Source organism: Pantoea sp. EKM20T, from assembly GCF_011800485.1.
GTDB classification, from domain to species: domain Bacteria; phylum Pseudomonadota; class Gammaproteobacteria; order Enterobacterales; family Enterobacteriaceae; genus Pantoea; species Pantoea agglomerans.
The window spans coordinates 1-19,091 of record NZ_JAALFW010000025.1 but is presented as its reverse complement, the minus strand read 5'-3'; the positions used below and the strand labels follow the sequence as shown (position 1 = coordinate 19,091).

The window sequence follows — 19,091 nt, the reverse complement described above, 5'->3', positions numbered from 1 at the left end:
GGTCAGTGCAACGGATCTGAATGGAAACAGTACCAGCCTCAGCCAGAATCTGCTGCTGATTACCCACTACAACAGCAGCAACCCAAAAGTCACCGTTAACGACATCACGCTGGCGGATGCGGTCCAGCATGACGGTCAGACCTGGTACGTTATCAGCGGCACGCTTGAAGCGCCGCTGCCGCTTAAGACTTTTGCGGTGCAGGTTTCTGATACCTTCCACTGGAATTATGCCGTGGTAGAGGCAGATGGCAGCTGGCGCGCGGAAATCAGCGCGTCGGAGCTTTCCCAGGGCGGCAACTTCTTGTCGTTTGGCGTGCTGGATGGTGCCGGAAACTGGTTTGAGCAGAGTGGCAATGTCACAGCCGACCTTATTACGCCCGTTGAAGGCGGCAATGGGGTTCCGCCGGTTATCGATGACAATCCAACGGATGGTGGCAATACGCCACCCGCCGATGGTGGCACGCCGATTCCGCCTGTCAGCACGCCCCCTTCTTTAACCATTAACAGTTTTACTGGTGACGGCGTGTTAAGCGCTGAGGAGAAGCTCTCCCCACAGACGTTCAGCGGCACCACAGCGAACCTCGCCGCAGAGAGCACGCTGACCATAATGCTGAACGGTCAGACCTATACCACAACGCTGGCCGCTGACGGCAGCTGGAGTGTTACCCTGCCGTCTGCCGATCTGCAGGTGCTGCCGGTAGGGTCTAACCACATCAGCGTAACCTTTGAAAACAGCGTTGGCGGTACGACCACCGCAAACAAAGTCATTACCGTAGAGGCGTCAGCACCGCCATCAGACGCTATCCCGCCACAGCCGACTATAGACACGCCGTTTGTCGACGGGTTTATGAACGCACATGAACGCTTCGAGCCTGTTACGCTGAGCGGCTCCACTGGTGTGACCGGGGCGGGCCAGAAGATCGATCTGACCGTAGATGGTGTTCACTATGCGGGCGCTGTGGACAGTCTGGGCAACTGGCTTGTCTCACTCTCCACCGGGCAGCTGATGGAAGCAGATTTAGCCGAGGGGAGTCATTCCGTTACGCTAACCGCCACCGATCGCTGGGGCCAGTCCGGTATTACGGAGACGACGTTTATTACCGATACGCAGGATCCTCTTGTCACGATTAATACACTGGCAGGGGACGGGGTGATCGATAGTCATGAAATCAGCAGCCCGCTGGTGATCTCTGGCAGAGGCGAAGCCGGCAGCACGATTGAAGTTAATTTTGGGGCCTCCCACTGGAGCGGCATCGTCGATCAAAATGGCCAGTGGCAGTTCTCAGTTCCCGCGGAAACGCTGCAGGGAATGGAGGAAGGGAGCTACCGTGCTATTGCTGAAACAACCGACGAAGCGGGAAACAAAGGTTATGCCTCAGCAGGCGTGCAAATCTTCGCTACTGAGGCGTTGCCGCAGCTGACCCTTGATCCGATCACCGGCGACAATGCGGTCAGTTACCAGGAGGGGATATACGGCATTATCTTCACCGGCACTGCCGCCCATCTTCCCTCCGGCACGCCGGTTGAACTGACCCTTGACGGCAGAACCTGGCAGGGCAGTGTCTATCAGAATCAGTGGCAGGTTCAGCTCTCTGACAGCGACGTGAAAACTATCAAGGATGGCAACTATACCATTCAGGTCAGTGCAACGGATCTGAATGGAAACAGTACCAGCCTCAGCCAGAATCTGCTGCTGATTACCCACTACAACAGCAGCAACCCGAAAGTCACCGTTAACGACATCACGCTGGCGGATGCGGTCCAGCATGACGGTCAGACCTGGTACGTTATCAGCGGCACGCTTGAAGCGCCGCTGCCGCTTAAGACTTTTGCGGTGCAGGTTTCTGATACCTTCCACTGGAATTATGCCGTGGTAGAGGCAGATGGCAGCTGGAGCGCGGAAATCAGCGCGTCGGAGCTTTCCCAGGGCGGCAACTTCCTGTCGTTTGGCGTGCTGGATGGCGCCGGAAACTGGTTTGAACAGAGTGGTTACGTCACAGCGGACCTGACTTCTCCGGTCAGTGATAACAGCGGCGATCCGTTGCCACCGGTCACCCCCGATAATCCCACCGATGGAAGCAATACTACGCCAGTGGTCGATATTCCAGGTCAGCCTGCACCTGAAATTGATACGCCATTTAGTGACGGCTGGCTGAACCGTGCGGAGAAAAAAGAGGGCTCGATGCTGACCGGCACAACGGGCGTCACTGGCAGCGGTCAGACGGTATCGGTGATTATTGGTGGTAAACATCACAATGCGGCAGTAAGCGACGACGGTCACTGGAGCCTGCCACTGGCGCCGGGGACGATGAAAACAGGTTTCGGCAAGGGGCAGCATGACATTGTCGTGACTGCTAGCGACGCGGCTGGCCATACGGCTACGATAACGACCAGCTATCAGGTGGATGTCTGCGCACCCAAAATCGCTTTTACTCACCTCACAGAGGGGCAGCAAATCAACCTTGCCTCCAGCCATGATCAGCATGTATCAGGTACGGGTGAAGCCGGTGATATTGTTACTGTCAGGCCTGGCGACCACCAGTGGCAAACCAGTGTGACCAGCAAAGGCACGTGGGCCGTGCAGCTTGAAACGCTGGACGCACTCACGCCTGAACCGGGAGAGCACAGGATAACCGCAACTATTCGTGATGCTGCCGGAAACGTTAACCTCGTTTCGCAAAACGTCGAGCTTTATATGGCCGAGCCGCAGCCGAAGCTGAGTATTGCAACCGCAGCGCAGGACAACCTGATCAATGCCACAACTGTGAACAGCAGCAACACAGAAGATGGCAGCAATTCGGAAAGCCATAGTGCTATCACACTGGAGCACGCGTCTCTTCATCCTGATATGGCTGACAATCTCCATCTCTCTGGAACAGTAAACAGTGAAACGCTCTCGCTTTTATATTCAAATCTGCACACCAGCCTGAACGGTGCTGCCGATGACGATTCGTTTCAGCTGAATGGTGCGCATGAGGCGTTTGATTTTGCCACGCTTGGGCTGAGATCAGGCAACGCTGAGGTCATTAATCTGGGCGCTTTCAGCAGTAATAGCGTCAATCTGGGGCAAAAAGAGCCGTTGCCAATGAACGACAATGCGAGTGAGGCGCCGACGATAAAAGACGCGGACGGCAATGTGGTTACGCTAAGTAACATTGAAGGCGGCGTCTGGAGCGAGGATGGGCAGCGTATTAGTAACGGTCAGCAGTACGACCTGTATCACAATGCCTCTGCCAGCCATGAAGGTTCGCTGGCTGATATCCTGATGCAACATAATCTTCACTTACAACTGGCTTAAATCAGATGGCCGGGGCGGATTTTCTTCCCTGGCCATTTTCCGCAATTAAGATTGCCAGTGAAGCGCATACGAGTGCCCAGCGTAGCTATTCTCTAATGGCGTGCGAACCTACGCTGCCGGTATAGGGAAGACTGACGTCAGGCTAATTTCCGCTATGAGCGAAAAGCGGACATTATAGGCAGATAAAATTCTGCTTTCCCAATACATTGATAACTACCAGATATATTGAACGATGCAGTTCAGATCTTTAGGTAAATAATCAAAAGCATAACCTGTTGAGAATCGATACTACATCTCGGTATCACTTTCTTAAGATGTTGATAGATGGGCGCGTGTAAACAGGAGAAGGATGATGATTTCAAAGGAAAATGCAGAGCATTATTTCTGGGGCGACAATTGCGATGGTTGGTATCTGGTAAACCGTCAGGATATGCTGGTTATTCATGAGAAAATGCCTGCCGGCACTTCTGAAAAGCGACACTTTCACTCCGTTTCCAGACAATTTTTCTTTGTTCTCGATGGTGTTCTTTCAATGGAACTGGAGGGTAAGATGCATAATATTAAAGCCCTGCAGGGGCTAGAAATTCCACCGGGGTCAAAACATCAAGCCAGAAACGACACTGAGTTTCCTGTAGAGTTTATTGTAATTTCGCACCCAACGACGCGAGGAGATCGTTCTGACCTTCCTTCATCCTGCTGACGAATTATGAACACCGCAATGGCTTGTCTTAAGGTAAGGACTGCGCGCCAGGTGTTAACTTAACTGAGTATTTGCAACGCCTGCTTCAGGCACAAACCTGACCTGCGTTTCGGTAGGTCCGCTATGAGCGAAAAGCGGAACATTAAAAATAATGACATTGCTCAGACCCCATGTCCGCAGCTGACTAAAGTGAAAATAAAATGAACAAAAGCAGTCTTAAAGCGTTTTCCCTGTTACGTGTTCTGACGTTGACGTGTGTGCCCATGTTTTTACTGGGTTGCGCCAGTGCACTTTGCCCTTTTGGCACCACTGAAGGCACGGTACCGGACTTTAAAAATAGTTACTGGAGATCCACAGATAAAAAACCGGCTAAGACTAATGAACAAGTCCTGGAGGAATGCACCCATGCTGCCGATGCTGAGGAGCAACGGCTTTCGCAGATCTATCTGCAGATGTGTAAAACCGGACGTTTAACCGCAGAAAATCAACAATTTGCACAGAAATTACTCGGCAATCCACTCTATTCTGGCCTGGAACCAGTAAAAGCCGTCCCCCAGCATCAATCAGATGATTCAGTTGAAGCTCAGCTGAAATGGTCGATGTCTTATAGCGATAATCCTCAGGAGTTCAAAGAAAATTGTGGCTCTTACATTGAAAATAACGCAGCGGAACGGTCCAGCACCATGCTGGGTTTACAGGCGGGCCGTTACAAAGAGCAGGTTTTTAAACAGTGCATGGCAGAAAACCATATGGCGCTCATTGTTCCAAAAACTGAATTCAGTCAGTGCAAGTCGATAGGGTGGTAAGCAACCACAGGCCTGACCTCTATACCAGGCAAAATATAATGTGTCCGCTAAAACTCATCATCTATTTATGTCTGTAAACCGGGTTCATTAGCCGTGCCCAGCACACCGGGGTTTTTAAACCTGCGCCACCAGACAAGTAAGCATGGGAAGATGAGAAAATGATTACACTGAAGATTTACGCTCCGTACCCCAAAGAAACAGTGTTATGTGGGCAGATATAAAATTAAATGCGGGCTATGCTGCAGAATGCATGATCCCGGAAAAGCATTAATTATGTTGAATAGCGTTCATGCCAGGCGGCGCGCTTGCCGTTTACCTTCGGTCTGCACTATCTGATGTGATACCAGGATAGCGGTTAAAGGGAATAACACATGAAGTCAAACCATAGTATCTTTGTCAGGATAGGGTTAATTATTGGAGTGTTTCTGATTTTTATTTTCTTAAAATATATTTTCGATGCAAGTCGGCCAATGCAAAGCGATGTGCGTGGCAGGCCTGTCCTTAATGTCTGTAGCGAATCTGTTCATGGTAAATTTAACCAGAATGGTGAGAGAGATAACTTATTTCAGGTAAGTCAGCAATGTTCAAATGATATACGGCCTGTTTTCAGTAACTATGTATCCATTAAGAACAATATTTACTGGGTGAGTAAAATTAATTACGAACACTCTCCCTGCATTACTGGGACGGGCGATACTTCAGGTTTAATTTATAACATCACTTCCTGGGGTTGCTTAACAGCAAAGCCCATGCAGGTCAATAAAATAGAAAAGCGCGATCTTTATTTAGTGGCTAAATACTCCTCTACGTTTCGACCGGTTAATTACGTTAAGACTACCCGGCCATACTGGCAATCGGAACAATTAGCGAGCTACGCGCAAGATGAATCGTCTGTATATTTCCGGAGCGAGAAGATAAAAGAGGTTAACCCGGAAGATTTCCAGGTTATTTTTCCATTTGGAAAGGATGATAAATGGCGTATTTACAATGTCTTCAAAAGTAATGGCTCAACCTATGTCGGTGGCTATAATGTTGGTGATTTAGATCTGAGTAAATTTCATCTTCTTTCTGTTGTCTCCTGTCCGGAGCATGGGCTCACCAGATGCACGGGATATAGCAATCCAGATACCTTTTTTCGTGCGGGAAACTGGGGGCGCGGAGTGATTGGTCACATCGGGAATGATGTCATCTTTTTACAGCCTGAAGTGATCAGTCGCTTCTCAAATATGGCTTCACCAGACATGTTTATGTTTGCGTCATCCGAGCGTATTTATCTGTATACTTACAGTAAATTTTACGAAGTGGTTGAAGGTGAGACAGGATTACAAAAGAAACTTGTCGAGATGGATAAACAGTATTTCGAGCAGAATCCATGATTATCTGGCAGGCAAAATGTGATCACGTGCTGTCACGTAAACATTATCTAATTAACATCCAGGTGAGTCTGTAATTGAAACTGCTCTCAGGGGGGGGGAAACATCCGAATTCCGACACCCTGGACTAACCTGTTTCTATATGTCTGGCTGAAAAATGATACCATTAGTTCTTTTCATTAACGGTCCTGCTGCCCCGATCCTGATTGATATGATACGCATCAATCCCAGTAAACCAGATAAGCAAGTGCGGCAGCTGAACAGAAGGCATAGGGGCTTAAAAGCAAAATATCCGAATAAGGCGTTTCACATATCCTGATAACAGGCCATGCCAGTACAACCAGCCACATGAAGAGCGCAGAGCACACGATAAAAAAGCTCCCCTTCAGGGCAGCGTCAGGATAAAATCGCTTTGAAATCATCGCTAATGGCATGCCGATTATCATTGAGCCCATCGTGGTGCCAATAATACTCACCATAACGATGAAAAAATAAGTAAAAATTAAACCCATTACGGGTGTACTGCTTTTTCCCAAGGAAAGATAGGTTAAAACCAGTAATGAACCCACGACACTACTAAATATTGCTGATATCACAGATACCCTAATCCAGTTGTCGTCAATAATGTTCGGCATAATTTTCTCTATGTCTGAGCAGCTATATTGATGCAGCTTACTCGCTTAAATTTTCGGCACGAGGCTTGATCGCAAAACAGGCATCCGGCACAGCATCCTTTTGCTGACCTGTGACGGGCATCCGGCAATAAGGACATTAAGGCCGCCTGTCAGGTTTTTGGGGCAGGTCAGTGAGCGTCTCGCATCCTTAAGGCTGAATCACCTTACCCTGCTCATCAAGCAGATCCGTCAGGAGTGCTGTGCCATCGCTTCCCACCCGAAATGCCCCGTAACGCGCCTGGGCGAATCTGTCGGCATGACCTTCCTGAAAGAAATAAGCGTTAGTACCGACGGTCAACGAGCCATAATGTTGATGGTATTTTACCCGTAGCTGATTCGGCTGCAGAGGTTCACCCTGATCAAAACGGGCCTGAGTCGCATGACGCTGCGCATCGAGGTCAACAATCAGGGTTCCGCTGGTGGGCAGGCATGGCGCTGACAGGGTCGCGCCACAGGACTCAGCCTGTTGATACAACGCCAGTTCCAGTGGGCGGGTGAGGGCATAGTTCAGCGCCATATAATCACCCTGCATCAGGGATCGCGGGTCAACCGGGGCAAGAGGTAAAATCATGACCGCGCCTTGCTTCAGCAACTGCTCTTTTTGCCAGATACTGACATTTACGGCTATCAGCGCCAGCGCTATCACAGCGCCAGCCAGCCATCGGCCCTGTTTATGCATTCTCACTGGCACCTCCGATTTGTGCGGGTAATACTTTTTTGACTCCCCATGCCAGCCCCAGTAAAACCAGACCGCTGACCAGCAGCAGCAGGGATTTCTGCAGCAGAATTACCTCCAGGAAGTAATACCAGCCAATGACATACAGCACCATGAAACCGCCACTGGCCACCAGCAACCCCAGACTTCCCTGATAACGTGCCATCAGAATTAACCACAATCCCAGCCCTATACCCGGTGCATAGAGGGCGGCAGCCCCGCAGATAAGTGCAGCGGGCAGCGTGATAATCGAAAACAGCGGCTTGCTGTGTCTTTTCTGACTGAGTGCACTCAGCACTAAGCCAGCCGCGATCCCTGTGCCTGTCCCAGACTGAAGCGTGGAAAATTGCGATGCTGACCAGAGGAAATCCGTGAGATAAGCCGCGTTTATCCCAAGGAAACTCAGCAACATCAGACCACACGGGATGCCATGCTGCAGAGGATGTACCGCGTCAGCATACGGCCCTGCCTGTAACCTCAACTGATGACTGACAGTCCACATCCACAAAAATATAACCGCCGCCACCAGTACGGACACAGCAAGTCGTGCAGCCATCGGAGACAGGCAGATCCGGGCCAGAGAGTAGCCCGCCAGCACCAGGAAAAAGGTCAGGGCAGTGATGGCCATAAACCGATAAGTGCGGTCGGGCATAGCCATCGCCATTGCGGCCAGGATCGGCAAGGCAGTCAGTGAACTCAGCATAATAAAGCTGACGTCATTGCTCTGAATTTGCAGCAGAACACCGGTTATCAGCCCGCAAGTTGCCGCAATCGCCCATGCCAGCCCGAGGTGATGTTTACCGTCACGCTGACTGCTTAACAGGCCACGCGCAATGGCGGCAAGCAGCAGCGAAGGAATAATAAGGGTGGCAGCATTCGGGTCTTCCAGCAGATCAGTGGCATAGAGCATCAGTATCATCAGTAACAGAATGATGATCGCTGCCACCCAGCCCCCAACGCTTAGCGCCAGCCTCAGATACCAGGGCAGGTCGGATGCGTGACCGCGCTGCTTAATTTCCTCAACCTGCGAGGCGCTCAGCAAACCCTGCTGACGCAAAGTGTCTGTCAGTAAGGTCAGCCTGGCCGGAACCAGATCGATTGGCCCCTTTTCAACCAGTTTGCGTTGCCACTTCAGCAGAATTGAACCATTTACCGCCACCCAGAACGCCATCAGGATGCCGGTCAAAAACAGATCACCCGTATCGTAGGCTAAAAGAAATAACTGCATGATTAGCGCACAGCCAACCACGGTCAGGCTGGCGATGCCCAGCGTCAGCATGCAGAGATCCGGATAGCGGTAACGGTACAGGTAATAACCTGCCAGCAGGGTGATCACCCAACCGCCGGTGATATTAGGAAGGTGGTCACCGCCACCCCAGTCAGAGAGGTTCCCGGCCACAATGGCGGTCAGCTGAAGCAGTAAAAATCCCGCCATGACTCGCGAGAACCAGCGGCTTGCCAGCCAGCTCTCGGGCTGATGCGTTATCGCGCGCCACGCCAGCGCTTCCCTGACAATCAGGCAGGCTGCCAGCAACGCCAGATATGCGTAGAGCACAGTGGTCGGGAGCCTGGCTAAACTGTCAGACGCGGCGAGATCCAGCAGTGACGACGGCAGGGTGTTGTAATAGAGCTGGAACGCCAGGTTAGCGACCAGCCAGCTGCAAAACCACAGGCTGTTTTGCCGGGCAATCAGCGCCAGCGGCAGAAGAACGTATAACCAGGCCCGGAATAGCTCCCAGCTGTCAGCACCGGTCTGATAAATCTGTCCATACAGCGCAAAAAGGGCACCGAAGCTTAGCCCTGTCGCCAGTAATGCGTTGCGTGCCAGCGTGCTGTACCAGCGCCACCAGACAATCACCGCTAGCGCGACGATCAACAGCTCGGCCAGGGCAAATTTCGCCATTTTCGGCAGCCAGCCCCAGTTCCAGGCAATAAAGAACACCGCTCCGGCAACCAGAGACAGTAATCCCAGACAGGAAAGAACCGGGATAAGAAACTGACGCCACTGAGCATCTGACGGTCTGATTCCACAGAAAGCAAAGATACGCTGGCAGGTCTCCGGGGTCAGGCTTCCTCCTTTCAGCAGGCGTGCGATCTGGCGACAAAGATACTCTGCCGTCCGTGACGGCATCCCGGTGATGCCATCGGGTGCAAGCTCCCTCATTCTTTCCCTGCCTCTGTTTGCGGTATGACTTTGATGATGAAGTTAACGGCTGTTCTTCCCTGCGATCAATCCGCGTGTCGGTCAGTGACGCTCTGCTGAGCGGCCGATAATTTTGCTGAACAAATGTAAACATCTTTTCCTGGATATAACAGCGTAAATCAAAGGCGAGGGGGGAACTCTGCGCAATCTGCCGCATTCTTATGATCAAATAGTATCAAGGCCGTATTTGGGCTGCGTGAACATGACATCCGCCCCCGACGAACGCGATCCCCGCAGGCAGGCTTTACTGCTGTACTCTCAGGGTTACCGCATCACCCGCATTGCTGAAAGGTAAGAAGCGTAATGATTATCAGGTGACTGAGCAGGGGAAGCTTACGGTTGATGATAAGCTTATTGCCACGACTATTGGCCAGAAGCCGCTAAAGAAACCGCAGTCGGACAGCAAATTGTGGATTGTTAGCTACCTGAACCGCTGAAATAAACGCTTTCCTGAACCGAGGTTTCACTCCTTTATTGCAGGTGATGATGAGACACGGCGTAATACTTTTACCCTGGCCCGTCGCGCATTGATTCAAAGGGGTGAGTTCCTGAGTGGAAAAGCGCATACGCTACCGGACGCCGCGCCGCATTGGGCGCGCGTGCAGAAAATCGCCCATTCGCTGAATCGGATTGCGGGCAGTTGCTATTCTGGCAGAGGTCCGAAGGCGCTGTATGAATCCACCAGTGAATCAAAAAGCGAGATATCTGAGCGACTTCTGGCGATAAGCTGGGCACCGGCAATGGCCGTGAAAATTGCACGTGCTCTGGATTCACTCTCACCTGAATCGCACACCTTCGCAGCCACCAGCAGTCTGTTCAGCCATGCAATGTTCACATCAGCAAACTTCTGTATTTCTGCATTCATTTCAGGAGGTAAGGTATCTTTTTCAGCGCCCATGAAACTGCCCAGGCAGAGACGATTTTCGGCCTCAAGTGATCTTCGGAAGATTTCAGGAAAGCGACGCAGCGCGTCAATGGGTGATGGGCTTTCTGATTCGATCATCTCGAGTGCGAGCGCACCGTCCTCCCAGTATCGTCTGGCAACGGCAATACCCAACTCGGCTTTGCCTGGAAAATAGTAGTAAATACTCGCCGCTTTGATACCCACATCCTGCGCGAGGTCGCGGAAATTCAAACCGTTATAGCCCTGAGATTGGGCAATTTTCCTGGCCGCCTGCAAAATGGCTTCCCTGGTGTTGACGCTCATCTTGATGCCTTTGGTATTGGGATGATCTCTTAAATAGAGAATGCTAATTTACAGCAAACGCTTACCGGGTGACAGGGTGATTGCCATGGAAAACAGTAAGTTCAATGCATCCAGGGTGCTCAGGCAGACGTCATTGCATCATGGTTTAGCAAGTAACATCGACAGCCGACGCTATCATAAGCACTCTGGTCACCGGGAAAGTCAGTAGATAACGAACCCGGCGTACCGCAGTTTACATCGAGTGGCGCTATTACCGGGCTGGCGAATCCAGCTCAGGAATGCCGCTGTTGCGATCGGCGTAGGCCGCCTGGAAGGCAGGACGTTTTGTCCAGCGCTGCCAGTAGGCATCTAAGAACTCAAAACGCTCGTCCAGTGGAGTGGCATTGACCGGGAATTTCGAGAAGGCGATCGCGGTTGCCAGAGTAATATCCGAGAAGGTCGGCGCATCGCCGCCGAGCAGCCATTCGCGGCCGTCTGACAGATGGCGATTAACCAGCGCGGCGTGAGCCAAAGCTTCTTTACGGCAGTGTTCACCCCAGGCCTCATTTTTGGTCAATTCCAGCTTGAAGCCGAGGCCGGTGTGCAACACGTGGAACGCTGTAACGATGCGGTACAGGATATGCACCCACACCCGGTTATCCCACATATTATCCAGCCCCTGTTCCAGTGCTGTTTCTCCCATAATCTTGCGGCCCGGATACTCCTGATCAAGATAGCGAACGATGGCAGCCGTTTCAGAAATATAACTCCCGTCAGCGAGTTCAAGGGTAGGCGTTTCGCCCCACGGATTCATATTCAAATGTCGCCAGCCACGCTGCTCTCCTCCAGGGGACATGTCATAGATGGTCTCGGCAAACTGGTCAGCGATGCCCTTTTCGTGCATGAAAAGCCGCAGGCGCTGTGGATTAGGAAAGGCCGAAGGTGATGTAAAAAGCTGAAGTTTAGCAGTCATGGTCGATCCTACAGGTTGATGGTTGGGGTATCTAACTAACGTTAGGTAGGCAAACATTAGCGGGCAAATCAACACCCGTCAACACCGGTCTAACACTTGTTAGTTTAATTTTTTGGTGACCTTCATGCTTGATACAATATTTCAGCGGAGGCATAGCTGAAGGAGGGGGAAAATGACGCCGGAAGGTTGAAAAATGCAAATGAGTGGAGAGGCTCGATTCAAACGGGTTTTCAGGTGAGTTACATACTGGCAATTGCTGCCGACTGGTTGCTGGCCAACAGGAAGAGCCGGCTGATAGTCCGGAAGCGCAAGGGCCACGGGGTGAGGTAGTAGCGGTTAGATCAGCCCATGAAGCCGACTGGTATCGGCATCATTACTGGTCACAAAAATGAGCGGCCGCTGTGAGCGAGGAGCGGACGTGGGGATTTCAAATACCTTAAAACTGCATGTAAAAAGTAACAGGATCGGAAATAGACTGTTTCATACAGCAAGCATTCTGTATTGACTCACTTAACTCTGATTTCTTTCATGTTTGTCGGGTATGACTATTTTCACCTGTGACAATCCTGGCGTTAAGTTAACGCTGGATATCGTGAAATTCCGTCTCTGACATTCGGTGATCGGTAAACTCCAGCAGGCACACTCTCTCCTGCTCTTTGGCACAGACAAACATAGGCCCAGTGTAGTGGTAAACCAGTGAATGACTATAATCTGAGAGGGAGCTGCGCCAGTGAGCCGCTTGTAGATGTAACCAAACCCACTCAGGGATTCGTAGCCATTGTCCAGTGCTACGTCAGTCGCCGCACGTCCGCTTTTCAGCTCCTGCAGGGCAATATTTACCCGCTGCATTCGCTGGAAGGCCTGAAAAGTGATGCCGTGCTGTTGCAGGAACCAGCGCCGCATCCGCTCCGGGCTGATTCCATGCTGACGAAGATCCGCGTCGGATATACGGGATTTGATATCGCGCCTGACAAGCGCAAGCGCCTGTTCGACAAATAATGGCGCGCTGTGCCGTGGTTTTTCACATTATTGATTATCAAACCCCTTACGATATCAGAACTCTTCGACTGCCCCGCGTAATGTCTCATCCTCTTTAGATGAAATTAAGCATTGCTTTCTCATAAATCTACTAATGATAATTTGCTATAAGCCAGATTGTTTCGTTGTTAGACAGGGTGCGGTGCGGCTTTTATCTTTCGTCATGATTTGTAAATTCCATACAAACATTTGATGAGGGAGCCATTTTGTCCATCCTACTGAAAAGCATAAAAACAAAACCCACGCGTTTTACTCTGGCGCTTAAAATCGCGTTACTCAGCAGTATGGTGGCTTTCTCTTCAGCCTCTTTCGCCGATGTACCCTTAAAAGAGGGCATTACACCAGCCACCGATGCCAGCCAGATTCCGGCAGTGGCTAAGCTGCGTAAAGACACGGTGGTGGCTGGTATCTCTGAACCGCAGGGTATTTTTAACCCTTATTTCTTTGTTAACGGCTGGGACGAAAACGTCACCAACGTGATTTTCTCACGTCTGATTGACTGGGATAGCCACGGCAAGCTGGTGCCAGGCCTGGCCGAAAGCTGGAGCGTTAGTCAGGATAACAATGTCTACACCATTAAGCTGCGCCCACACCTGACTTTCAGCGACGGCTCGCCCCTCACCGCCGAAGATGTGGCGTTTACCCTGACCGTGCTGCATGACCCGAAATATGATGGCGATACTGACATCACACTCGCCAACATTGTGGGCGGCGCGGAGTATAAAGCCGGAAAAGCTGATAGCGTCAGTGGCCTGAAAGTGATCGACCCGCTGACATTACAGGTCACCACCGGGCAGCCTGGCGCGACAACGCTGGCGAAAATTGGCGGCCCGGTGTTGTCGAAAGCGTATTATGGGAAAGGGTATCAGCGCGGCAATCTCGACTATCTGCGCATGTTGCACGGTAAACCGCTGGGCAACGGACCGTATGTCTATGACAAATATATTCCGGGCCAGGAGATTCGTTTCCACGCCAATACCCATTTTTACCGTGGCACACCACCGACGCCGCGCTTTATCTACCGCGTAACCAACCCGTCCACTAACTTCCAGTTGTTCCAGACCGGCGAAACCGATTACGACTCGTTTACTTCTCGCCCTGATGATATCGAACAACTGAAAATGCTGGGCTTCGCCAATATCAACCTGTTTGGCTCCAGTGACTACAGCAAAGTGGAATTCAACGTACGTCGCCCGGCGTTGCAGGACGTGAAAGTGCGACAGGCGCTGATTTATGGTCTCGACCGCCAGAAGTTGATTGATGTGGTTTATCAGGGCTATGGAAAAGTGGCAATTGAACCTATTGCCCCGATTTCATGGGCGTATAACACAGATGGCGTGAATCCATACAAATTTGACCCGGCACAGGCGAAGAAACTTCTTGATGAAGCGGGCTGGAAACCGGGGCCTGATGGCATCCGCGTGAAGGACGGTAAACGTCTGGAGTTGACGCTGCTGGTGAGCAAGAAAGTGCTGAATGATGCGCTGATCCCCATCGCCAAAGAGAACTGGCACCAGATTGGCGTGCTGTTGAAGCCGCAGGTGGTGGATTTCAACGCCCTCATGGCACAGCGTAAAGCCGGTAACTATGACCTGGCCTCTTTCAGCACCAGCACACTCAACGATCCACATGATGGCGTGTGGGATTACTACAGCACGGAGGCGAAAGAGTCCGGCTATAACAATCCGCAGGTTGATAAGCTTATCAACGAAGGTAATGCGGTGCTGGATGTGGAAAAACGCAAACCGATTTATCACCAGCTGTATAAAGTGCTGGCGGACGATCCGCCGGTGATTCTGCTGGGTAACCGCGAGATTTTGTCGGCCAGTAGTGCCCGCGTCACCGGCTTTAAACCGGATATCTACAACGGGCTGACCGGTAGCCTGCCGGATGTGAAAATCATTAAATAACAGTAACAACTGCCGGGTCTCCCGGCAGTTGTCATGAGAAAGCTATGCGAAATTTTATCCTCAGGCGACTGCTGCAAACCCTGCCAATGCTGCTGCTCGCATCACTGATTATTTTTATGCTTTTCGCGAAAACGCCAGGCGACTTTATCGACGGTAACATTACCCTCACCGCTGCCCGCGCCGCCGAACTGAAAGCTATTTATGGACTCGATCAACCGATCCTTACCCGCTATCTGCATTGGCTCGGCCAGTTGCTGCGCGGCGATTTGGGGTTCTCGCTGCAATACCAAATTCCGGTGAGTCAGCTACTTAACCAGTACATCTGGAACTCTTTCCTGCTGGCAAGCGTTGCGCTGGTGTTTTACTGGAGCATCGGGCTTGCGGTGGGCATTGCCTCGGCGCTGAAACCCAATTCGCTGTTCGATCATCTGGTGAGCGTGTCGGTGTTCGCCGCCATGTCTTTCCCGACCTTTTTTCTCTGCCTGTTGCTTATTAAGTGGTTCGCAGTCGATCTGCACTGGTTGCCAGTGGGCGGCATGACCAACACCGGCAGCGACGATAACGGCTGGGTGTGGGTGATGCAGGTTGCGGCGCATCTGGTGTTACCGGTCATGGCGCTGGTGATGTTGCAGGCGGGCAGCCTGACGCGCTATTTCCGTGCCAGCATGCTTGACGTAGTCAAGATGGATTTTATCCGCACCGCGCGTGCTAAAGGGTTGCGCGAACGTACAGTGATCCTTAAACACGCGCTGCGCAATGCGTTGCTGCCAATCATCACCCTGTTAGGTTTTGAGCTGCCGGGGTTGTTTTCCGGCGCGATCATCACCGAAAAGGTGTTTAACTGGCCGGGCGCAGGGCATATTCATATTGATTCTCTGGCCGCCCGCGATTATCCGGTGCTGATGGGGTTCACCCTGTTTCTTGCGGTATTGACAATTGTGGGCAACCTGATTGCCGATATATTGTACGCGTGGGCCGACCCGCGCATTCGCGTGAGGTCGTGATGTTCGGTTCCCTTTTCTCTACGAATCGCCGCTTACGCAAGGCGGAAATTCCGGCGATGGCGCAGGCCACACCTTCTCCGTGGCACCAGGCGTGGAAAGCGCTGCGCCACAATCATCTGTCGATGCTGTGCCTGGTTCTGCTGGTAATCATGACCATCTGGTGCGTGCTGGGCCCGGTGTGGTCGCCGTGGAAAGATGACGCCACAGATGCGCTGATGATCAACAAACCGCCTGGCGCAGAACACTGGCTGGGCACCGATTTTCTTGGCCGCGATATTTATACCCGCCTGCTGCTTGCCGGTCGTATCTCGCTGATTATTGGCCTGATGACCATGCTACTTTCGGTGGCTCTGGGCTACCTGCTGGGTGCGGTATCCGGCTATGCCGGCGGCTGGACGGACAAACTGATTATGCGCATGGCGGATCTGGTGATGACGATCCCCAGCCTGCCGCTGCTGATTGTTGCCGGAGCGATGTTGTCTGAGCTGGATTTTTCGTCTGATTCGCGCATCTACATGGTAGTAGTGATGCTTAGCTTGCTGGAGTGGCCGAAGCTGGCGCGGCTGGTGCGCGGGCAAATCCTGTCACTGCGCGAACGTGATTTTATGCTGGCGACGCAGGTCCTGGGCCTCTCTTCGCGCCGCCGCCTGTTCGGTCATCTGTTGCCGAACACCATACCCATTCTGGTGGTGATGGCGACCATGGCGGTGGCCAACGCCATCCTGATGGAATCCGCGCTTAGCTACCTCGGCCTTGGCGTCGTACCGCCAACGCCCTCATGGGGCAATATGATGGACGCGGCCAACAGCCTGATCGACTTTCAGCGTCGCCCATGGCTGTGGATGCCGCCGGGCATTGCCATTTTTCTGACCGTCATCGCCATTAATGTGCTGGGCGATGGCCTGCGCGATGCGCTGGATCCGAAGATGAAACGGAGCCTGAAATGAGCGAGCCGCTAATTACCTTTAATAACTTATCCATCTCCTTCGCCAGCGAGCAGGGGCGTGTGCGCGCTGTACAGGATGTCTCCTTTACCATTCAGGCAGGGCAAACCATTGGCGTTGTTGGTGAATCTGGCTGCGGCAAAAGCGTTACCGCCATGTCGCTGATGGGACTGTTACCGCCGCAGGTTGCGCGTATCGACGGCGGAGAAATCCGCTTTGAGGGCACCGATCTGCTTGCCCTGAAGCCGTCGAAAATGGCCGATCTGCGTGGTAATCAATTAGCGATGATCTTTCAGGAGCCGATGACAGCGCTCAATCCGGTGCTGACCATTGGCGAGCAGCTTTGTGAACCGCTGATACGCCATCGCGGCGAAACACCAAAAGCGGCCTGGACGCACGCCACGCAACTGATCACCGATGTCGGACTCGGGCGTGCGGAGAGTCTGATGGGTTGCTATCCGCATCAGCTTTCCGGCGGCATGTTGCAGCGCATCATGATTGCCATGGCGTTAAGCTGCCAGCCGAAGCTGCTGATTGCCGACGAGCCAACCACGGCGCTGGATGTCACCGTGCAGGCGCAAATCCTGCGCTTACTGCGCGACCAGGCGCGGGCGCAGCAGATGGCGCTGATGCTGATCACTCACGATTTGGGGGTTATCGCGCAGATGGCGGAACATGTCGTGGTGATGTACGCCGGGCGCATCGTTGAGCAAGGCCCGACTGCCGATGTGCTACACAACCCACTGCACCCTTATACCAAAGGGCTTATCGCATCGCGCCCTGTTCCGGGCGAGCGCCGACGCCGCCTCTACTCCATTCCCGGACAGGTGCCTGACCTGGCCGAACTGCCGCCGTACTGCGCGTTCTATGATCGCTGCGAACGTAGAACCGCGCAGTGCCACGCGGTCATTCCGCCGCTGATCGGGCATACGCGGCAAGCCGCATGTATTCACAGTGAGTTAGCGGAGCCTATCGCATGAGCCAGCAATATGTTATTGAAGTGGACGAGTTGAAAAAGCATTTCTCGCTACGCGACGGGATTTTTGGTCAGAAAACCGGACAGCTACGCGCTGTGGACGGCGTCAGTTTTAACATTCGACCTGGCACTATTTTTGGCCTGGTGGGCGAATCCGGTAGCGGTAAAACCACCGTAGGACGCACGCTGCTGGGGCTTTATGACAAAACGGCAGGTAGCGTGAAGTATCGTGGTCAGGAGTTGCAGGATCTGACGCCGAAACAGATGCGCGCGCTGCGCCCGAAAATCCAGTTGGTATTTCAGGATCCTTACAGCTCGCTGAATCCACGCATTCGAATAGGTGATGCAATTGGGGAAGCAATGCTGGAACACACGCTGTGCAGCAAAGAAGAACTGCGCGACAAAGTGCTGGAGGTAATGAAAATCTGTGGACTGGCGCCGCAGCATTACAATCGCTTTCCCCATGAGTTTTCCGGCGGCCAGCGCCAGCGTATCGGCATCGCCAGAGCGCTGATTCTCAACCCGGATTTTATTATTGCCGACGAACCCATCTCGGCGCTGGATGTCTCTATTCAGGCGCAAATCATTAACCTGTTTTCCGATTTGCGTGATGACCATGGCGTCACCTTCCTGTTCATCTCTCACGATCTCGGTGTCGTAGAGCATTTGTGTGATGACGTGGCAGTTATGTATCTGGGGAAACTGGTGGAAACTGCCAGCCGCGATGCGCTGTTCAGCCAGCCGCTTCACCCCTACACCCAGGCGCTGCTGGCGGCGGTGCCGACGCTTGCCCCTGGAAGCTTATCCGTGCCGGTGGTGCAGGGGGAAATTCCGGATCCTTCGCGCCCGCCCTCTGGCTGTCGCTTCTCTTCTCGCTGCCCGCAGGCAACAGTACGCTGCCGCACAGAAATTCCGGAACTTCGCGAAATGCGCCCCGGCCATCAGGTGGCGTGCCACTGGGTGCAGCTGACGTAATAAAAAAGAGAGGATTCATCCTCCCTGGTTGATGGAGTCTGACGTTCAATGATGTAAAAAACCACGCCAGTCAGTATCAGAAATTAATCCTGATACGACCCTGTCTGAAAAGGTCATAAAAACCTATCTGACCTGCTCCCAGCAAACTGACATAGCAATGTAAGCAAGTTCCGCTTCTGGTACAAAACTGCCTGCTGAAAAGGGCGGATGACCGCTATGAGCGAGAAGCGGACCTTTTGTGGCAAAGATTTATATATTCCAATTGCTTTAAATATCACTTTCTGGCGAAGCGCCTTAATGGAAATCAAGTAGAGCA

15 protein-coding genes and 1 pseudogene are annotated in these 19,091 nt (G+C 52.4%); 10 read left to right on the top strand and 6 right to left on the bottom strand.

The genetic code is table 11. From position 1 onward, the window contains the following. From HFD94_RS22590 to HFD94_RS22575, 4 genes are all read left to right on the top strand, one after another. The coding region (locus tag HFD94_RS22590; protein WP_167433549.1) for a hypothetical protein at positions 1 to 3,298 on the top strand (3,298 nt) is incomplete at its 5' end. A gap of 352 nt (positions 3,299 to 3,650) precedes the next feature. After that, positions 3,651 to 3,998 (top strand): cupin domain-containing protein, encoded by a 348-nt coding sequence (locus tag HFD94_RS22585; protein WP_033761129.1) that lies wholly within the window; start codon positions 3,651 to 3,653, stop codon positions 3,996 to 3,998. A gap of 200 nt (positions 3,999 to 4,198) precedes the next feature. After that, positions 4,199 to 4,804: a hypothetical protein gene (locus tag HFD94_RS22580; protein ID WP_124890465.1), complete on the top strand. Its 606-nt coding sequence runs from the start codon at positions 4,199 to 4,201 to the stop codon at positions 4,802 to 4,804. A 371-nt stretch (positions 4,805 to 5,175) separates the two neighbouring features. Beyond that, positions 5,176 to 6,180: a DKNYY domain-containing protein gene (locus tag HFD94_RS22575; protein ID WP_010246733.1), complete on the top strand. Its 1,005-nt coding sequence runs from the start codon at positions 5,176 to 5,178 to the stop codon at positions 6,178 to 6,180. A gap of 218 nt (positions 6,181 to 6,398) precedes the next feature. Here HFD94_RS22575 and HFD94_RS22570 read toward each other — a convergent pair whose 3' ends face one another. From HFD94_RS22570 to HFD94_RS22560, 3 genes are all read right to left on the bottom strand, one after another. Then, complete coding sequence (locus HFD94_RS22570) at positions 6,399 to 6,812, bottom strand: hypothetical protein (RefSeq protein WP_167433548.1); 414 nt, start codon at positions 6,810 to 6,812, stop codon at positions 6,399 to 6,401. Positions 6,813 to 6,999: 187 nt separating this feature from the next. Then, entirely contained in the window at positions 7,000 to 7,530 is a 531-nt protein-coding gene (locus HFD94_RS22565) for a GDYXXLXY domain-containing protein (protein ID WP_010670624.1), read from the bottom strand. Continuing rightward, a complete protein-coding gene (locus tag HFD94_RS22560; protein ID WP_167433547.1) occupies positions 7,523 to 9,730 on the bottom strand; it encodes a DUF4401 domain-containing protein in 2,208 nt (735 codons plus the stop codon). The genes HFD94_RS22565 and HFD94_RS22560 overlap by 8 nt, the downstream gene beginning before the upstream one ends. Before the next feature lie 241 nt (positions 9,731 to 9,971). Between HFD94_RS22560 and HFD94_RS22555 the strand changes: the two genes are divergently transcribed. Then, positions 9,972 to 10,064 carry a hypothetical protein gene (locus tag HFD94_RS22555; protein ID WP_072044066.1) on the top strand — a complete coding sequence of 31 codons (93 nt, stop codon included), beginning with the start codon at positions 9,972 to 9,974 and terminating at the stop codon, positions 10,062 to 10,064. A gap of 348 nt (positions 10,065 to 10,412) precedes the next feature. On the opposite strand, the gene HFD94_RS22550 is transcribed toward HFD94_RS22555, so the two are convergent. The 3 genes and pseudogenes from HFD94_RS22550 to HFD94_RS22540 form a co-directional block, all read right to left on the bottom strand. Then, the gene (locus HFD94_RS22550) at positions 10,413 to 10,976 is read right to left on the bottom strand and encodes a TetR/AcrR family transcriptional regulator (protein WP_045139943.1); all 564 of its coding nucleotides are present in this window, start codon (positions 10,974 to 10,976) and stop codon (positions 10,413 to 10,415) included. A 250-nt stretch (positions 10,977 to 11,226) separates the two neighbouring features. Then, on the bottom strand, positions 11,227 to 11,928 hold the full coding sequence (locus tag HFD94_RS22545) for a glutathione S-transferase family protein (RefSeq protein ID WP_010670628.1): 702 nt from the start codon (positions 11,926 to 11,928) through the stop codon (positions 11,227 to 11,229). A 580-nt stretch (positions 11,929 to 12,508) separates the two neighbouring features. Beyond that, positions 12,509 to 12,939 (bottom strand): annotated as a pseudogene (locus HFD94_RS22540) (helix-turn-helix domain-containing protein); the annotation flags it as partial. A 311-nt stretch (positions 12,940 to 13,250) separates the two neighbouring features. Between HFD94_RS22540 and HFD94_RS22535 the strand changes: the two are divergent. From HFD94_RS22535 to HFD94_RS22515, 5 genes are read left to right on the top strand one after another with little or no spacing between them, the layout of a single operon-like run. Beyond that, the gene (locus HFD94_RS22535) at positions 13,251 to 14,876 is read left to right on the top strand and encodes an ABC transporter substrate-binding protein (RefSeq protein WP_371742603.1); all 1,626 of its coding nucleotides are present in this window, start codon (positions 13,251 to 13,253) and stop codon (positions 14,874 to 14,876) included. Positions 14,877 to 14,920: 44 nt separating this feature from the next. Next, positions 14,921 to 15,880: an ABC transporter permease gene (locus tag HFD94_RS22530; RefSeq protein WP_033760938.1), complete on the top strand. Its 960-nt coding sequence runs from the start codon at positions 14,921 to 14,923 to the stop codon at positions 15,878 to 15,880. Continuing rightward, positions 15,880 to 16,827, top strand: a complete 948-nt coding sequence (gene opp4C, locus HFD94_RS22525) for an oligopeptide ABC transporter permease (RefSeq protein WP_033760940.1) — start codon at positions 15,880 to 15,882, stop codon at positions 16,825 to 16,827. Before HFD94_RS22530 ends, opp4C begins: the two co-directional genes overlap by 1 nt. Then, positions 16,824 to 17,804 carry an ABC transporter ATP-binding protein gene (locus HFD94_RS22520; RefSeq protein WP_122890147.1) on the top strand — a complete coding sequence of 327 codons (981 nt, stop codon included), beginning with the start codon at positions 16,824 to 16,826 and terminating at the stop codon, positions 17,802 to 17,804. Before opp4C ends, HFD94_RS22520 begins: the two co-directional genes overlap by 4 nt. After that, positions 17,801 to 18,775: an ABC transporter ATP-binding protein gene (locus tag HFD94_RS22515; RefSeq protein WP_122890148.1), complete on the top strand. Its 975-nt coding sequence runs from the start codon at positions 17,801 to 17,803 to the stop codon at positions 18,773 to 18,775. Before HFD94_RS22520 ends, HFD94_RS22515 begins: the two co-directional genes overlap by 4 nt. Positions 18,776 to 19,091: the final 316 nt, after the last annotated feature.